Raw genomic sequence first — 14,691 nt, forward strand, 5'->3', positions numbered from 1 at the left:
AATAAATCTAACAAATCCAATTAATGCTTAACCGCCAAATCACACCATGAGTGCTAACGCAGCCAACCCAGAATATCTAACTAACAATCTCACCAGTTTGGGCGAGGTAGAACTGTTGGACGAATATGAAGTAGTGGTGGTGGGGGCAGGGCATTCCGGTTGTGAGGCGGCTCTGGCTTCGGCGCGGATGGGTCGCAAGACTTTGCTGCTCACGCTCAACCTCGATCGCATTGCTTGGCAACCCTGTAATCCAGCCGTGGGTGGGCCAGCCAAGTCCCAGTTAGTCCATGAAGTTGATGCCCTGGGTGGCGAAATTGGCAAAATCAGCGATCGCACTTATCTGCAACGGCGGATCTTAAATCGATCGCGGGGGCCAGCGGTCTGGGCATTGCGGATGCAAACCGATAAACGCGAATATGCCGCCGAAATGAAAAAGGTGGTGGAAACCCAGCCAAATTTACATTTGCGCGAAGGTACGGTCACCAATTTGATCCTGAAGGATGCGGCCAGCGATCGGCCAGTGGTCTGTGGCGTGGAAACCCAGTTTGGCGTGGGATATGGCTGCAAGGCGGTAATCCTGACTACGGGTACGTTTTTAAATGGCAAGATCTGGGTTGGCAATCGCTCCGTGGCTGCTGGTCGGGCTGGCGAATTTGCGGTCACTGGCCTGACTGAAACTTTGAATGCGCTGGGATTTGAAACCGGGCGCTTAAAAACTGGCACCCCAGCCAGGGTCGATCGGCGCACTGCGGACTTCAGCCAGATGGAGGAACAGCTCCCCGATCATGAACCCAACTGGTTTAGTTTTGATCCTGCTGCCTGGGTGGAGCGGGAAGAAATGAGCTGCCATCTCACTCGCACTACGGCTGAAACCCATAAACTAATCCGCGAGAATTTGCACCTGACCCCAGTTTATGGTGGGTTTGTGGATGCCAAAGGGCCTCGCTATTGCCCCAGCATTGAAGACAAAATTGTCCGGTTTGCCGATAAGGAAAGCCACCAGATTTTTATTGAGCCAGAAGGCCGCGATATCCCTGAGCTATATATTCAAGGGTTCTCGACCGGAATGCCGCAGCAGATTCAAATCAAAATGTTGCGATCGCTGCCGGGGCTGGAAAACTGCGAGATGCTCCGCGCTGCCTATGCGGTTGAATATGACTATATCCCAGCTACCCAGTGTTTCCCAACCCTGATGACCAAACGCGTGGAGGGGCTATTTTGTGCTGGCCAAATCAACGGCACTACCGGTTATGAAGAAGCAGCGGCTCAAGGCTTGGTGGGTGGTATTAATGCGGCTCTGTATGTGCGAGGCGACGCGATGCTTACCTTTGCGCGGCACCAGAGCTATATTGGTACATTGATCGATGATCTCTGTACTAAAGAATTAAACGAACCCTACCGAATGTTGACCAGCCGATCGGAATATCGGTTGATTCTGCGATCGGATAATGCCGATCGTCGTCTGACTGCGCTTGGCCGCGAGGTGGGTCTAATTGACGATCGTCGCTGGCAATTGTTTACCGCCAAGGTAAGCCAAATTGAAGCGGAGCAAGAACGCTTAAAAACTACCAGAATTAAAGAACATGACAAACTTGGTAAAACGATCGCTGCCCAAACCGGACAGGTGATCAAAGGCTCTATTTCGTTGGCAGATCTGCTGCGTCGTCCTGGCTTTAACTATGTGGATTTGAGTCAATATGGCCTGGATCATGCTGAAATCGATCCGATCGCCGCTAAAGCAGCCGAGATCGAAGTTAAATATTCTGGCTATATCCAACGGCAGCAGAAGCAAATTGATGACATTGCACGGCAAAGCAATCGCAAGCTAGCCGCCGATCTTGATTATGCCCAGATTGAAACCCTGTCGAAGGAAGCCCGCGAGAAGCTAAACCAGATCAAACCGCTTACTCTGGGGCAGGCTAGCCGCATTGGGGGTGTGAATCCAGCGGATATTAATGCCTTGCTGGTGCATTTGGAGGTAGCACGCCGCAATGGCAAAAACATTAAACAACAGACGGCAGAAGTGACAAGTAATTGAATTAGTAATTGAATTAGTAATTTAATTTTAGTAATTTTTGATTTTAGTAATTATAGATAAATTACCCTGGCATCAAAGCCCTGGTTGCGCAATGTGCGATTGAGACTATCGGCACTACGGCGATCGGGGTATTTTTGTACCTCGATGAATGTACCCATGCGAGAGACGGTGAACTTAGCCGACGGTACGATTGTTCTAACCTCAGCTAAAACCGAATCCACCGAAGAAGGCACAATTACCACATAGCGATTGTTGGGGACTGCTGAGCTAACCGAGGTGATCTCAGGTGTACCGGGTGGCGTAGGAATTGGCTCTACGATCGTAGGCGATGGTGTAATTGGCTGCGGCGCACGGGTAATTTCAATTACCTCGCCTGGGGCAGTACCAACCGTAGGTGGATTGATGAATGGATCATTGCCAAAAGTTGTTGGTGCACCAGTTGGTGGTGGTGGTGCTGTCACAATCGCTGAATTGGAATTTGGGAAAGGAGTTGTGGGAGCCGAAGCGATCGGCACGGGGTTACTAAATGTATCCACAAACGGATCATTAACCGTGGCCACGGGTGCAACTGGGGCAGGAGCCCGATAGGGGACTGTGGCAACCTGGGCAGCGATCCCCTGCTGTTGTAATTCAGCCATGCGTTGTTGTGCCAGATTTAGATTGTTAAACCGGCCAATTTGGACAACGCGCTCGCCATTGCTCAGGCTGCTATTGAAGGCATCGGGCACGACAGTTCTAACCTGTTGCAGATTAGTAGTGCCAGCGGGCATATAAACGACGTATTGATTGCTAGTGCTATTTGTCGAGATGGGAGCCTGCGCGATCGAATTGGGGACAGCAATAATGCCCAAACCACAGGTGGTGGCGATCGCGGTCAAAATTCCGATCGAAAGTTTGGATGTGTGATTACTCAGCTTAGCCATGATTACCAATGAAGTGAGTCCAGTGTGAAAAGCGACGGAACGCTGGGGCGGATTTTACTACATTCTGTCCGCTTATGATCAACTAAAAGTAATTTATGGCTAATCTGGGTTTTTCTATAAGCAAAAATTATTAATCGGGGCAGGAATATTCACTAATCAAAATCTTTTACTTTCTTTTATGCAGACTATACAGACTGACCTACTCCGCCGCATTCATGTCTGTATCTGGATAATTTTCAATCTAGATAATTCTCATATACAGCGATCCGCAGTTGCACCGTATTCTGGTGGCTGGGATTTTGCGCCCAAAAGGATTTAATTGGTTGCTCGGCATCGATCGTAAGTGGTTTGCCCGCCGTACAGCTATAGGTGTTTTTAGCGCTACCACAACGCAAGGCCACATCGGCTGAATCTAAGCTAACAACCAGCTTCTTAGCGGCAGGTGTGATTTTAATTTGCTGCTGCGCTGATTCCGGCATCAATGACATGGCATAGGTTTTTAATGGTTTTGTTTTTGACTTGTCTGGCTCGATCGGTTTGGCAGCTTCAACCAGTTGATTGGTTTGCTCTGAATCTAAATTTGAATCTGAATCTAAATTTGAATCAGTTCCTATCCTCATATCCGCGCCAGGGAATCCATTTATAACGTCAATCTTACTTACCGATCGACTTGAGGGATTCGCGTAGGCTGGCACGATCGCGCCGGACAGACAGAGGCAGCAAGCGATCGCTATGGTGAAAATGACTTTAAAAATATTCATATAAATTGATTAAGTCCTTGGTGTGCACTGGCAATACTCTAGCAAAGCAACCCATTCATAAAACTTCGCAAAAACAAAGGAGCCAGTTGAACCAGCTCCTTAAAATCTATTTATAGAAAAATGTGCAGCGATCGCCCCGCTAATTAGTTAAATTCGCCAACCTAACTATTAACTGTTTCCCGCGATGAACTAGAAGCATCCTTAGCCAGGAACTTCTCTAGCTCAGTGAGGGCATCCGCATCCACCTTAGTTTGCATCGGGCAGAACTTGGGTCCACACATCGAACAAAACTCAGCGGTCTTGTAAATATCCGCTGGCAGAGTTTCATCATGATATTCACGCGCCCGATCGGGATCGAGCGATAATTCAAACTGGCGATTCCAATCGAAGTTATAGCGAGCGGTGGACAGCTCATCATCACGATCCCTAGCACCAGGACGATGACGGGCAATGTCGGCAGCGTGGGCAGCGATCTTGTAGGCGATCAGGCCATTGCGCACATCTTCAGCATTGGGCAAGCCCAGATGCTCCTTGGGCGTAACATAGCAAAGCATGGCCGTGCCATACCAGCCAGCCATCGCTGCACCGATCGCCGAGGTAATGTGGTCATAGCCGGGGGCAATATCAGTCACCAATGGCCCCAACACATAGAAGGGTGCTTCCGAGCATTCCTCCATTTGTTTGCGCACATTGAACTCGATTTGATCCATCGGCACATGGCCAGGGCCTTCCACCATCACCTGCACATCATGCTCCCAGGCGCGACGGGTGAGTTGACCGAGGGTTTTCAATTCAGCCAATTGAGCTTCGTCGGAGGCATCATGGGTACAACCAGGCCGCAACGAATCGCCCAGACTGAAGGAGACATCGTACTTTTTGAAGATTTCGATGATCTGATCAAAGTGGGTATAGAGCGGATTTTGCTTATGGTGATGCAGCATCCACTTGGCCAGAATGCCACCACCACGGGACACAATCCCGGTAATGCGATTGCGCACCAGGGGCAAATGCTCGATCAAAATACCAGCATGGATCGTTTGATAGTCCACCCCTTGCTGGGCTTGCTTTTCGATTACATGCAGAAAGTCCTCGGCGGTCAGGTCTTCCACGTTGCCATGTACCCGTTCCAGGGTTTGATAAACGGGCACAGTACCGATCGGCACGGGGGAAGCACCGATGATCGCCTGGCGAATTGAGTCTAGCTCGCCGCCGCCAGTGGACAAGTCCATTACCGTATCAGCGCCATACTTGATCGCCATATTCAGCTTTTCTAACTCTTCATTCACTTCCGAAGAGTTGGGCGATGCGCCAATGTTGGCATTTACCTTACACTTTGAGGCAATACCAATCATCATCGGTTCCAGGTTGGTGTGGTTTTTGTTGGCGGGAATGATCGCCCGACCCCTGGCCACTTCCGATCGCACCAGTTCAACGGGTAGCCCCTCGCGCCATGCCACATAGCGCATTTCTTCAGTAATATCACCCTTTCGGGCACAATGCATTTGGGTACCACGATAGGCACCACGACGGGTGGGAGCAGATGGGTTGTTCATTTAAAGTCCTCAATTTTACGATTTCCTACGCCGGTGTGAACCGAATCAGGTTCTAAGGATCTGATCTCAGCCTGGCTATCTTTGCCAGACACTCCTACGTTTGCTAAATGCTAGCACTGATGCAAATCGATTCTGTTGAGGTAAAGATTAATTTAAGCCTAAGCTTAGGGGCAATATCTTCATCTTTTAATTTCAAGCTTTCAATCGATCGATAGAATTCTGGCAAAGTTTGATATCAAGTGAAATTAATAATGCTGAATCAATTGGTTAAGGCTATTCAAATCGGCACAATGCTTAACATTCACTGAGCGATGCCCCAAATATAATTAAATAATTCAGCCAAGCTTGATCGCCTTGATCATGACTGATCAAAATTAAGATTGAATCGCATACGTTGCATTTTGATCTGCTCGCAACAGCAATAGGGCATCCGATCGAGCAAATGTTAGTAGATGACATTGCCTCAATCCGAGACGTTATTAATTGTTTTTGAGGTAGTCATGCAGAAGTAAGGATAATGGGATAGAAGATACAAAAATTCTCTCTCATGGATACATCTAAGCTAACTTGTCCAAGATGCAATTCACTCAAAATTGTCAAAAATGGCAAAATTCACAACGGTAAACAAAACTTCAAATGTAAACAATGCAATAGACAATTTGTAGCCAATTCTAAGAAGAAATATATCGCTAATGAGACTAAAGCTCAAATCGACAAACTTCTGCTAGAGAGGGTTTCACTCGCAGGTATTGCCAGAGTTGTAGGTGTATCACCAAGATGGCTACAGCAATATGTTAATCACAAATATGCTCAAGTGCCCCAACAAGTGCAGGTACAGGCTAAAAAAAGGGCACTTAACCATTCAAATGGATGAGCTGTGGTCTTTTGTAGGCAAGAAACGAGTCAAGGTTTGGGTTTGGTTAGCTATAGATGTTGATACTAAGGAGATCGTAGGAGTGTATATCGGGTCTAGAGATGAGGTTGGTGCTCAAGGATTATGGCAGTCTTTACCACCCGTTTATCGACAATGTGCGGTTTGTTACACTGATTTCTGGCGTGCCTATGCTCAGGTAGTTCCGAGTATGCGTCATCAACCAGTGGACAAAGGTTCAGGCTTGACAAACAAAATTGAGCGATTTAATTGCACTCTTAGGCAAAGAGCTTCAAGACTGGTTCGCAAATCTCTTTCTTTCTCGAAAAAGTTAGCTAACCATGTTGGCGCTATCTGGTTATTTGTGCATCATTACAACTCATCCTTACTTGTATAGCACTACCGTTTTTGATTATGAATAGAGTTTTAAACCGCACCATAGGTATTGGTGTTAGTGCGATCGCTACGCCCATAATTTTCCTGGCTCATGCCGATCGATCGCAAGCTGCTTCTTTTACCCTCTACGATGGCACTGCTCAGGCCGTTACCCCTGATAACTTTGCACCTCAATTCCTGGATTTTAATCCTGGTCTTGTCCCTGGCGCGACGCAAACCTATAGCGGCGGTATCAATGCTACCAACCTCAACACTACTGCGTCAGATGGTGTGCAAGCAGGATATACCAACTTTAATCTTGCTTCGATGCTGGTAAATCCGGCTTTCCCCGACCTCGATCGCACCGTAGGTTATACCCTCAGTTTTGTGGTGGAGATCGTTTCTGCGGCTGAAGCAAGTGCCGATCGGGCTGGGTTTAATGTGATCGCGGTCAGTAGCGATCCTGGGGCTGGTAATCTTTCCAGTGTGGAAATTAGCTTCCAGACTAACCGCGTATTCTCGCAGCCCACCCCTGATCCTAATCCTGCAATTGGCTTTAGCGGCTTTGGTGAGGAAAATACGATGTTTAATCCAGTGGGGGTTGGGTTTGTGGCCTATGACCTGGTGGTTGCGGGCAGCACCTATGAGTTATTTGCCAACAGCGCCTCGATCCTAAGTGGCCCACTGCGCGACTATACGCCATTTGCTGGTTTTCCTGACCCCTATGAAACCGCTAACTTTATTTTCTTTGGTGATGACACCACCTCAGCCCAGGCAAATATTAATTTTCAATCCGCTACTCTAACCACGATCCCATTTGAGTTCTCGCCCGCATTTGGTCTAATTGCACTGGCTGGGGTTGCTGGCCTCTGGCAATTACTCAAACTTAACCAGCAAAAGGGCAAAAGTCTACCGATCGCCAAGTAAAACTGCTAAACCTAATTGTTTTAGAACTTTACCTTAGCAAGCTGATCAGCCTGCAATCAAATGTAATTAATTGCTAGGTAATTGTTAATCACATGAAGCCACTTCGACCGGAGAACAAACGCCACTATCATCACAGGTCCCAAATAGATATTTACCATTTGGCCTGACTTGAAAAAGAAAATTATCAGCGCTATAGCCTGGATAACGGCGGTTTGTACCGGCATAAACAGGGTTATAGCCAAGTATGAGTAATCCCTTAGAAGAATTTCGCAACCGCATCGTCTGGTCAACTCTTTGAGTACGCTGATCATCCACATCAAAATAAATTGTTCGCATGATGCCGCTTTGGCCATTCATTACTAGTCGGCTGTTATAAATAACCCCAAAACTACTAAACTCAAGATCCCAACAGCCATATACAGGATTGGTTTGAGCAATTAAATTCTGAGGTGATTCGGAGCTACTTGGCCTAGAATCGACTTCATGGAGAGGACTTGCTTTGGCTTGGTTTAGAGGTGAATTACCAATAAATGCAAATGTTACCAGTATTACGAATGAGACAAAGTAGTTTTGGAGCATTGCTTATGCCTTTTTACTGAGGGGTGTAATCAAAAGAACAAATATATAGTTAGTTATTAACTTAAACTTAGCTAATAAATATCTAACTTTAATAATTGTCTGTTATTTTGCACAATAATGCAACCAAAAATATGCTATCTAGTTTTTTGCTGGACAATATGCTGAAAGAATACCTCTAGCAATTGGTGGCGATCCAAAAATTGGGCAGCAGTCTAATAACTTGAAGCAGAACAAACATAAATAGTGATAAAAATTGGCTGATTTGTGTTTGTTGGAAGCGATGGTTTGCTTCTCTTGCTAATTCCCTTGACATAGCTGTTATGATCCATGCCTAGCGACTCGATCGCCCTACTTCTTACCAACTCGCGGCAGCAATCGCCAATAAGAATAAATCAGGGTAAGGCAATTGGGTCGGTCAGGTTAACCAGTTAATTAAATGGGAAGCAGGATCATGGCCATATTTTGCAACCAAAACCTCAACAAAAAAATTAGCAGGAACAAGACAGCATGGCGATCGCAATCTAATAATTCAACTAATTCAACCAGATTCAAACTGCTCAAACCACTAGTGCTGCTAACCTCTGCTCTGGCTGGCTTAGGGTTGTTTATGGCGATCCCAAAGCAAACGGTTGCCATAGAGCTAGTGCCGATCGTTGAAACCGAAGCAGGAGTGAATCAATACATCAATGCCGACACGATCTCCCACCTCGGTGAGATCGCTGAGTATGAAGTTTATACCAAGCTCCCTTCTCCCCATGTGCAGGGCTTGGCCACGGTAAGAACCTTAGTAACGGGCAATTGCGAATCGGGTGAAACCACTAGTTGGGGGGTGGTGGCATTTGATGCTGATGGTCAGGAAATATTAAATAAAAAATTTGCCTCTGGCGAAAATCACGGCAAAGTGAAACCCGGCTCGATCGAGGAGAGAGCGTTGATCCTGGCCTGTGAATATCCTAAGTTTTTCCCTTTTTGATTTCTATGCCGATCGCATAAGTGGCACAAGTAGCGCCGTACCTTTGGTAGAGACTATCTATGATGAATATCAAATCAGGAATCACTAGCTAAATTCTTGCTGGCTAAGTTGGTTCCTCGATCGCAGCCGCATATTTATTATTTATGTCTACCCCCTCACGCACCAAAGGAGCAAAAATCATGATCCAAAAACTTAGTGGCCCCCAAAAAGATACCGCCGCCTGGATGATGCAAGTCTGGTTGTCTTTTGTGATTTCGATGATGGCAACTGGAATTGGGATCGCCTATCTGCCTGTAAATGGCTGGATTAAGGGCTATATGGCAATGGGTACGCTCTTTACGGTTGGCTCGTCTTTTACCTTGGCCAAAACGATCCGCGACAAACACGAGGCGACCAAGTTCTCAGCCCGGATCGATGAGGCCAGAGTTGAGAAAATCCTAGCTGAACACCATCCCCTTAAATAACTTAAGGGTTGTACCAGAAGTAGTAGGCAGAGCGCAGCTTAAATTAACTAATAGCTCTGGTTGAATTCTTCCAGGGCTGCCTCACAAAGCTGGCAAAGCTGCTCATGGCTATGGCCATTGGTAGCGATGATGTTACCCCACTGCCGCACGTCAGTGTTGTTATAGGTAAGGGGCGATCGATCGAAGTGGGTGATTTTGCCGCCCGCCTCCGTGAGAATTACCTCTGGAGCGCAATAGTCCCAATCCTTGGGTGCAGACTTGCCCGACAGGGAGATATAGAAATCAGCCCTGCCCTGAGCGATCGCCCCCAACTTACCGCCGATGCTACCTACAGCTCGTTCGTCGGCCTTGGGAATCCGGTTTAAAATAAATTCCAGTACCTCGCTGCGGTGACTGCGACTAGCGATCGCCACCATTTCCGCCGAGTTAGTTTTGGTGGAAACCTGCATTTTTTGTTTGCTGCCATCCCGTTGCTCCGCATAGGCTCCCTGGCCAACAATTGCCGTATAGAGGCGATCGTCAACGGGGCAGGCCACCAAGCCTAGAACTGGATTTTTCTGATAGGTCAGGCCAATATGCACCACAAATTCGCCGGTGCGTTTAATAAAATCACTGGTGCCATCGAGCGGATCAATAATCCAGACCCAATCATGGCTGAGGCGATCGACGCTGTCTTCAGTTTCTTCGCTGAGATAGGCAAACTCACTGGTACCTAATTCTGTCTGCAAATGCTTCAGAATGTAGTCATTGGCGGCTAGATCGGCAGAAGTAACCGAGCCTTCACCCTTGCCCTTATGCTTGATTGTCAGGTCTTCGGGGGAGTTGTAATACTCCAACAAAATCGCGGCAGCGCCCCAGGCAATCGGGCGAGCGATCGCCATAATTTCAGTTAGGGTCTGCGGTTCTAGGTTGGGAATTAAATTTGGCATAACTTGCAACGACAGGGCATGGGTATTAGCATAGAGGAGCAATGATGAGCTTGTCTAACCCTTTTCGGGGAATTAATGCTACCACTGATGCACCCCTGGCCTCTTTACGATCGCGCCAGTGGGTGAAATTAATCTGTGGCGCTAGTTACCAGGATTTGCCCAAAATTCGCAATCTAGCTTTGGTTTATGCTCTGGCTGGCGTGGATTGTATTGATATGGCTGCTGACCCTGCGGTGATCACGGCGGTACGCGAAGGGGTGGCGGTAGCACGATTACTCTATCAAAAAGCTTTTGCCCCCAATGCTTCTACTGATACTGAAATAAATGCTGAACTAGATTTAGATCTGGATTTAGAGCCTTTAGATATTTCTGATCTTAATATTAATAACCAAATCAATAACCAAGCTGCGCCTAATCCCTGGCTGATGGTGAGCTTGAATGCTGGCGAAGACCCCCATTTCCGCAAAGCTGAGTTTAATTATTTAGAATGTTTGACCCATTGCGATCGACCCTGTGTGGATGTTTGCCCCACCCAGGCAATTCAATTTAACCAGGTCGAAGTTCATAACGATCGTGCTGGGCTGTCTGAGCGCAATAATCAGATCCGTGAGCAAGGTAAATCTGGCAATTCAGGCAATTCAGGCAATTCAGAGGATTTAAGTTTCACTAGTTCAGCTAGTCATTTAAGCAATCTTGCCACCAAGCCCCAGGGGGAAGTTCTGGACAATCTTTGTTATGGCTGTGGCCGTTGTTTGGCTGTGTGTCCACTCTCGATTATTAATACCCGTGAGCATACCTATACACCAGAAATATTGCTAAATGAGCCGATCGATGCGATCGAAATTCATATTCAACCCTGGCGCGTGGAAGAGTTTAAGCGATTGTGGCAACGGCTTTTGCCCGTAATTCCTAAGCTTAAGCTGTTGGCGATCAGCTTTCCCGATTGCGACAATCTCAAGGATTATCTGTTGGCCTTGCTAGAATGGATGAAGCCTTTGCCCCAGCAACTAGTTTGGCAGGCAGATGGTAGGCCGATGAGTGGTGATATTGGCAACGGCACCACCCAGGCGGCGATCAAATTAGGTCAAAAAGTTTTGGGTTTCGAGTTGCCGATCGGCTTTGTCCAGATTGCGGGCGGCACCAATGCCAGCACTGCCCGTAAAATAGATGAAGCCCAAGTTAAGGTAGCCGGGGTTGCCTATGGCAGCTATGCCCGTAAACTGATCATGGATTTGCTAGAGCAAGGAGGCGATCGCCTGGAAGCTAATCCGCAACTACTAAAACAGGCAATATTGAAGGCAAAAAATTTAGTTGGACAAACTAAACACAAAGCTAGCTAGCCGATTGTTACTATATCTTAATTAAGGCTAGATCTTTAAATTGTCTCAAAATCCTTAAAAATGTAGCGATTTAAACAGTTGTTGACTTCAATTATTCTTTATATGAAATCATTGTCATAAGTCCCATGCTTTGAGCCTAGTCCCTCGACAAGGACAAATTATTACTTCATAACTCCCTCTAGAGTAGCTATTGCATGTATTTAAGCTGATTTTGGCCAGGAGAACCAGATGCTTAAATCATCCTGCTTAGCAAATGCCCGATCATCCAGTTCATCGATCACAAGTTCACCTAGTGCCTAATTTCCTGGCATATTAATCGCCCTAAGCACGCCGATCGCTGGAGCCAATTGTTAAGTAACTGGGCAATTCATTGTGATGTCTTTAACTAAACTAACTTCCACCCAGACCAGTAGCGATTTGATTCACCAGGACAAGTGAATCTGTAGCGATCGGGTCAACCCAAATGCTTGATTTGATCAAATTTTCAAAATGGTTCAATGAATAACCAAGAATAACCAGCATTAAAACCGATTCAAGACTTAACAACTAAATAATTAAAAAATACCCTTAATAATTAACCTTTTGTAAGCATGACGAGCGTTTTTCGCAAACAGGTCACCGATAACATCGAACAGCTCTTAGCCATCCTGCCACCGCACATTAGAGAGAACCTGGAACAAAAAAAACAAATCGATGATTTAGTCGAGGTGGTCTTAGATTTAGGTAGGCCGCCTGAAGCCAGATACACCAGCGCTGCCGTTTATTTATCCGATACTCCCGTTACCCAGGCAGATATTGATGCCTGCGTCGATCGGGTAGGCGAATTTGGCGGCGACAATCGGGCTGGGATTGAAAGAACCTTGCATCGGATCAGTGCAATTCGCAATCGCCGGGGCAAAGTAATTGGCCTCACCTGCCGGGTTGGTCGGGCTGTGTATGGCACCAGCGAAATGATCCGCGATCTGGTGGAAACTGGCAAATCAATCTTGATTATGGGTCGCCCTGGCATGGGTAAAACCACCGCTTTGCGCGAAGTGGCGCGGGTATTGGCCGATGAAATGGATAAGCGGGTGGTAATTATTGATACCTCCAATGAAATTGCTGGCGATGGTGATATTCCCCATCCGGCGATCGGTCGGGCACGGCGGATGCAGGTGGCCAAACCAGAATTACAGCATCAAGTGATGGTGGAAGCAGTGGAAAACCACATGCCAGAAGTAATCATCATTGATGAAATTGGCACCGAACTGGAAGCCCTGGCGGCGCGTACGATCGCCGAACGAGGGGTGCAATTGGTTGGTACTGCCCACGGCAATAAGTTAGCTAATTTAATCAAAAATCCTACCCTGTCTGATCTAATTGGTGGGATTCAATCGGTTACCCTTGGTGACGACGAAGCCAGACGCAGAGGCACTCAAAAGAGTATTTTGGAGCGCAAAGCACCCCCCACCTTTGAGATTGCGATCGAAATGGGCGAACGTTATCGCTGGGCTGTGCATGAAGATGTGACCAGCACGATCGATGGTCTGTTGCGTGGCCGCGAGCCAGCTTTGCAAATCCGAGCCCTGGATGAAGTAGGCAAGCTGACGATTACCAATGAACTGCCCAAAGTTGCTAACTTGCTATCTAACCCTGTAGCAACCAAGGGGTGGCGATCTTCAGGACGGATGAAACCATTGCCCCACCACAACTCTGCCCAAAGCTATAGCCAGAAAAATGATTTGACCGAGGTGTCAGGCGGCAAGAAGAATGATGTAGTAGAGCAGTTTTTTGGTGGTAATGGTGAGGAACGGGGAGCTAGATCTGGTAAGCAAAAGTTGCAACAGGTTGAGTCTGGTTCCTATGCCGCGTCTCTTAGTGATCTGGGCAATAATTTGAGCCTAGATGAACAGCTAGCTCCGGAAGCATATTTAGCTGCTTCTGCTCAAGATGCCCCGCCCTACGATCCGGCGGAGCGTGACTATCTCTATGTTTATCTCTATGGGGTGAGTCGGCATCAGGCGGAGCAAGTGATCGCCACGCTCAAACTACCGGCGATCGTCACCAAGGACATTGATAGCGCTGATGTGGTTTTGGCGCTTAGATCCCATGTGCGGAATAACTCCAAAATTCGGAATTTGGCCACCAGTCGCCAGGTGCCAATCCATGCGGTCAAAAGTAGCACCATTTCGCAAATTACCAGGGCGTTGCGGCGGATCTTGCAGATTGACGAACCCGCCCAGGTGGATGAGCACGACTTGCAACTCTTTGCCTATGGCGATTCAGAAGACGAGATGGAGGCGCTAGAAGAAGCCCGCTTAGCTGTCGAGCAAATTGTGATTCCCAAGGGACAGCCAGTGGAGTTGCTGCCGCGATCGCCCATTATTCGTAAAATGCAGCATGAATTGGTAGAACACTATCACCTCAAATCCAATAGCTTTGGCAATGAGCCCAACCGCCGCCTGCGCATCTATCCAGGTTAGACCCAGGCTAGATAGTCAGGGTAAGTAATAAGTAATAGGACAAGAGTTGTTTAAAAATGCCTGAGGTTTGTTTGAGCCGATCGCCATAAATCATTACATATCCAGGATTATCAGCAGTATAACGGTAGTTTATGGCCAGAGAAGGATAGCGATCGCTTGGTCTAGCCCCTTAATATAAAGCCACTACTTTATCTAAAAAATGTAGATATTTGGTGTCTGGTCTTGAAGTTAGATCACTTAGATTTCTAAGTGGTCTGGTTAGAGGTAAAATTAGATTCTGCTTTTTAACTGACGGATAGTTGACTTCAGCTTTAATGCTGCTGTTATTAAATTACTCCAGTTCAATTAATTACTTGTTAACTGCTCGGTTAGTCGTAATGATTAACTAATCCTAAATTGAGCAATATATGGTGTGCAATATATGGTGTGATTAAAACTGTCAGACCAATTAACCCAAGGCATGTCCTGCTTCCTGCCCAAAGTTTAGTTCTAAGCA

General features: G+C 47.0%; 12 protein-coding genes and 1 riboswitch. Of the genes, 7 read left to right on the forward strand and 5 right to left on the reverse strand.

Annotated features, from left to right (window positions below; genetic code table 11):
* Positions 1 to 46: 46 nt before the first annotated feature.
* The gene (gene mnmG / locus PSE7367_RS09035) at positions 47 to 2,038 is read left to right on the forward strand and encodes a tRNA uridine-5-carboxymethylaminomethyl(34) synthesis enzyme MnmG (RefSeq protein WP_015165059.1); all 1,992 of its coding nucleotides are present in this window, start codon (positions 47 to 49) and stop codon (positions 2,036 to 2,038) included.
* A gap of 50 nt (positions 2,039 to 2,088) precedes the next feature.
* Here the strand turns inward: mnmG and PSE7367_RS09040 are convergent, their stop codons facing one another.
* The 3 genes from PSE7367_RS09040 to thiC form a co-directional block, all read right to left on the reverse strand.
* Positions 2,089 to 2,961 carry an SPOR domain-containing protein gene (locus tag PSE7367_RS09040; RefSeq protein ID WP_015165060.1) on the reverse strand — a complete coding sequence of 291 codons (873 nt, stop codon included), beginning with the start codon at positions 2,959 to 2,961 and terminating at the stop codon, positions 2,089 to 2,091.
* A gap of 236 nt (positions 2,962 to 3,197) precedes the next feature.
* Positions 3,198 to 3,722 carry a hypothetical protein gene (locus tag PSE7367_RS09045; RefSeq protein ID WP_015165061.1) on the reverse strand — a complete coding sequence of 175 codons (525 nt, stop codon included), beginning with the start codon at positions 3,720 to 3,722 and terminating at the stop codon, positions 3,198 to 3,200.
* 161 nt (positions 3,723 to 3,883) lie between these two features.
* Positions 3,884 to 5,275 (reverse strand): phosphomethylpyrimidine synthase ThiC, encoded by a 1,392-nt coding sequence (gene thiC / locus PSE7367_RS09050; protein ID WP_015165062.1) that lies wholly within the window; start codon positions 5,273 to 5,275, stop codon positions 3,884 to 3,886.
* 4 nt (positions 5,276 to 5,279) lie between these two features.
* Positions 5,280 to 5,381, reverse strand: a riboswitch (TPP riboswitch).
* Positions 5,382 to 5,822: 441 nt separating this feature from the next.
* Between thiC and PSE7367_RS21540 the strand changes: the two genes are divergently transcribed.
* A protein-coding gene (locus PSE7367_RS21540; protein WP_156800369.1) for an IS1 family transposase occupies positions 5,823 to 6,543 on the forward strand; the annotation gives its coding sequence in 2 pieces (ribosomal slippage) (positions 5,823 to 6,124 and positions 6,123 to 6,543; 723 coding nt in all).
* 17 nt (positions 6,544 to 6,560) lie between these two features.
* Complete coding sequence (locus tag PSE7367_RS09065) at positions 6,561 to 7,448, forward strand: PFE-CTERM domain-containing protein (RefSeq protein WP_015165063.1); 888 nt, start codon at positions 6,561 to 6,563, stop codon at positions 7,446 to 7,448.
* Positions 7,449 to 7,532: 84 nt separating this feature from the next.
* Here the strand turns inward: PSE7367_RS09065 and PSE7367_RS21930 are convergent, their stop codons facing one another.
* Positions 7,533 to 8,027: a hypothetical protein gene (locus tag PSE7367_RS21930; protein WP_015165064.1), complete on the reverse strand. Its 495-nt coding sequence runs from the start codon at positions 8,025 to 8,027 to the stop codon at positions 7,533 to 7,535.
* A 451-nt stretch (positions 8,028 to 8,478) separates the two neighbouring features.
* Between PSE7367_RS21930 and PSE7367_RS09075 the strand changes: the two genes are divergently transcribed.
* Entirely contained in the window at positions 8,479 to 9,000 is a 522-nt protein-coding gene (locus PSE7367_RS09075; protein ID WP_015165065.1) for a surface-adhesin E family protein, read from the forward strand.
* 179 nt (positions 9,001 to 9,179) lie between these two features.
* On the forward strand, positions 9,180 to 9,464 hold the full coding sequence (locus PSE7367_RS09080) for a YiaA/YiaB family inner membrane protein (protein ID WP_015165066.1): 285 nt from the start codon (positions 9,180 to 9,182) through the stop codon (positions 9,462 to 9,464).
* 47 nt (positions 9,465 to 9,511) lie between these two features.
* Here PSE7367_RS09080 and PSE7367_RS09085 read toward each other — a convergent pair whose 3' ends face one another.
* Positions 9,512 to 10,393, reverse strand: coding sequence for a 3'(2'),5'-bisphosphate nucleotidase CysQ family protein (locus tag PSE7367_RS09085; protein WP_041699388.1), 882 nt, complete (start codon positions 10,391 to 10,393; stop codon positions 9,512 to 9,514).
* 44 nt (positions 10,394 to 10,437) lie between these two features.
* Between PSE7367_RS09085 and PSE7367_RS09090 the strand changes: the two genes are divergently transcribed.
* Positions 10,438 to 11,733, forward strand: a complete 1,296-nt coding sequence (locus PSE7367_RS09090; protein ID WP_015165068.1) for a Light dependent period protein LdpA domain-containing protein — start codon at positions 10,438 to 10,440, stop codon at positions 11,731 to 11,733.
* Positions 11,734 to 12,323: 590 nt separating this feature from the next.
* On the forward strand, positions 12,324 to 14,195 hold the full coding sequence (locus PSE7367_RS09095; RefSeq protein ID WP_015165069.1) for a R3H domain-containing nucleic acid-binding protein: 1,872 nt from the start codon (positions 12,324 to 12,326) through the stop codon (positions 14,193 to 14,195).
* Positions 14,196 to 14,691 lie beyond the last annotated feature (496 nt).

Source organism: Pseudanabaena sp. PCC 7367 (assembly GCF_000317065.1).
Taxonomy (GTDB): domain Bacteria; phylum Cyanobacteriota; class Cyanobacteriia; order Pseudanabaenales; family Pseudanabaenaceae; genus Thalassoporum; species Thalassoporum mexicanum.

Coding starts and splice junctions, on each gene's coding strand:
- mnmG (WP_015165059.1), top strand. CDS start 47: ATGAGTGCTAACGCAGCCAACCCAGAATATCTAACTAACAATCTCACC.
- PSE7367_RS09040 (WP_015165060.1), bottom strand. CDS start 2,961: ATGGCTAAGCTGAGTAATCACACATCCAAACTTTCGATCGGAATTTTG.
- PSE7367_RS09045 (WP_015165061.1), bottom strand. CDS start 3,722: ATGAATATTTTTAAAGTCATTTTCACCATAGCGATCGCTTGCTGCCTC.
- thiC (WP_015165062.1), bottom strand. CDS start 5,275: ATGAACAACCCATCTGCTCCCACCCGTCGTGGTGCCTATCGTGGTACC.
- PSE7367_RS09065 (WP_015165063.1), top strand. CDS start 6,561: ATGAATAGAGTTTTAAACCGCACCATAGGTATTGGTGTTAGTGCGATC.
- PSE7367_RS21930 (WP_015165064.1), bottom strand. CDS start 8,027: ATGCTCCAAAACTACTTTGTCTCATTCGTAATACTGGTAACATTTGCA.
- PSE7367_RS09075 (WP_015165065.1), top strand. CDS start 8,479: ATGGCCATATTTTGCAACCAAAACCTCAACAAAAAAATTAGCAGGAAC.
- PSE7367_RS09080 (WP_015165066.1), top strand. CDS start 9,180: ATGATCCAAAAACTTAGTGGCCCCCAAAAAGATACCGCCGCCTGGATG.
- PSE7367_RS09085 (WP_041699388.1), bottom strand. CDS start 10,393: ATGCCAAATTTAATTCCCAACCTAGAACCGCAGACCCTAACTGAAATT.
- PSE7367_RS09090 (WP_015165068.1), top strand. CDS start 10,438: ATGAGCTTGTCTAACCCTTTTCGGGGAATTAATGCTACCACTGATGCA.
- PSE7367_RS09095 (WP_015165069.1), top strand. CDS start 12,324: ATGACGAGCGTTTTTCGCAAACAGGTCACCGATAACATCGAACAGCTC.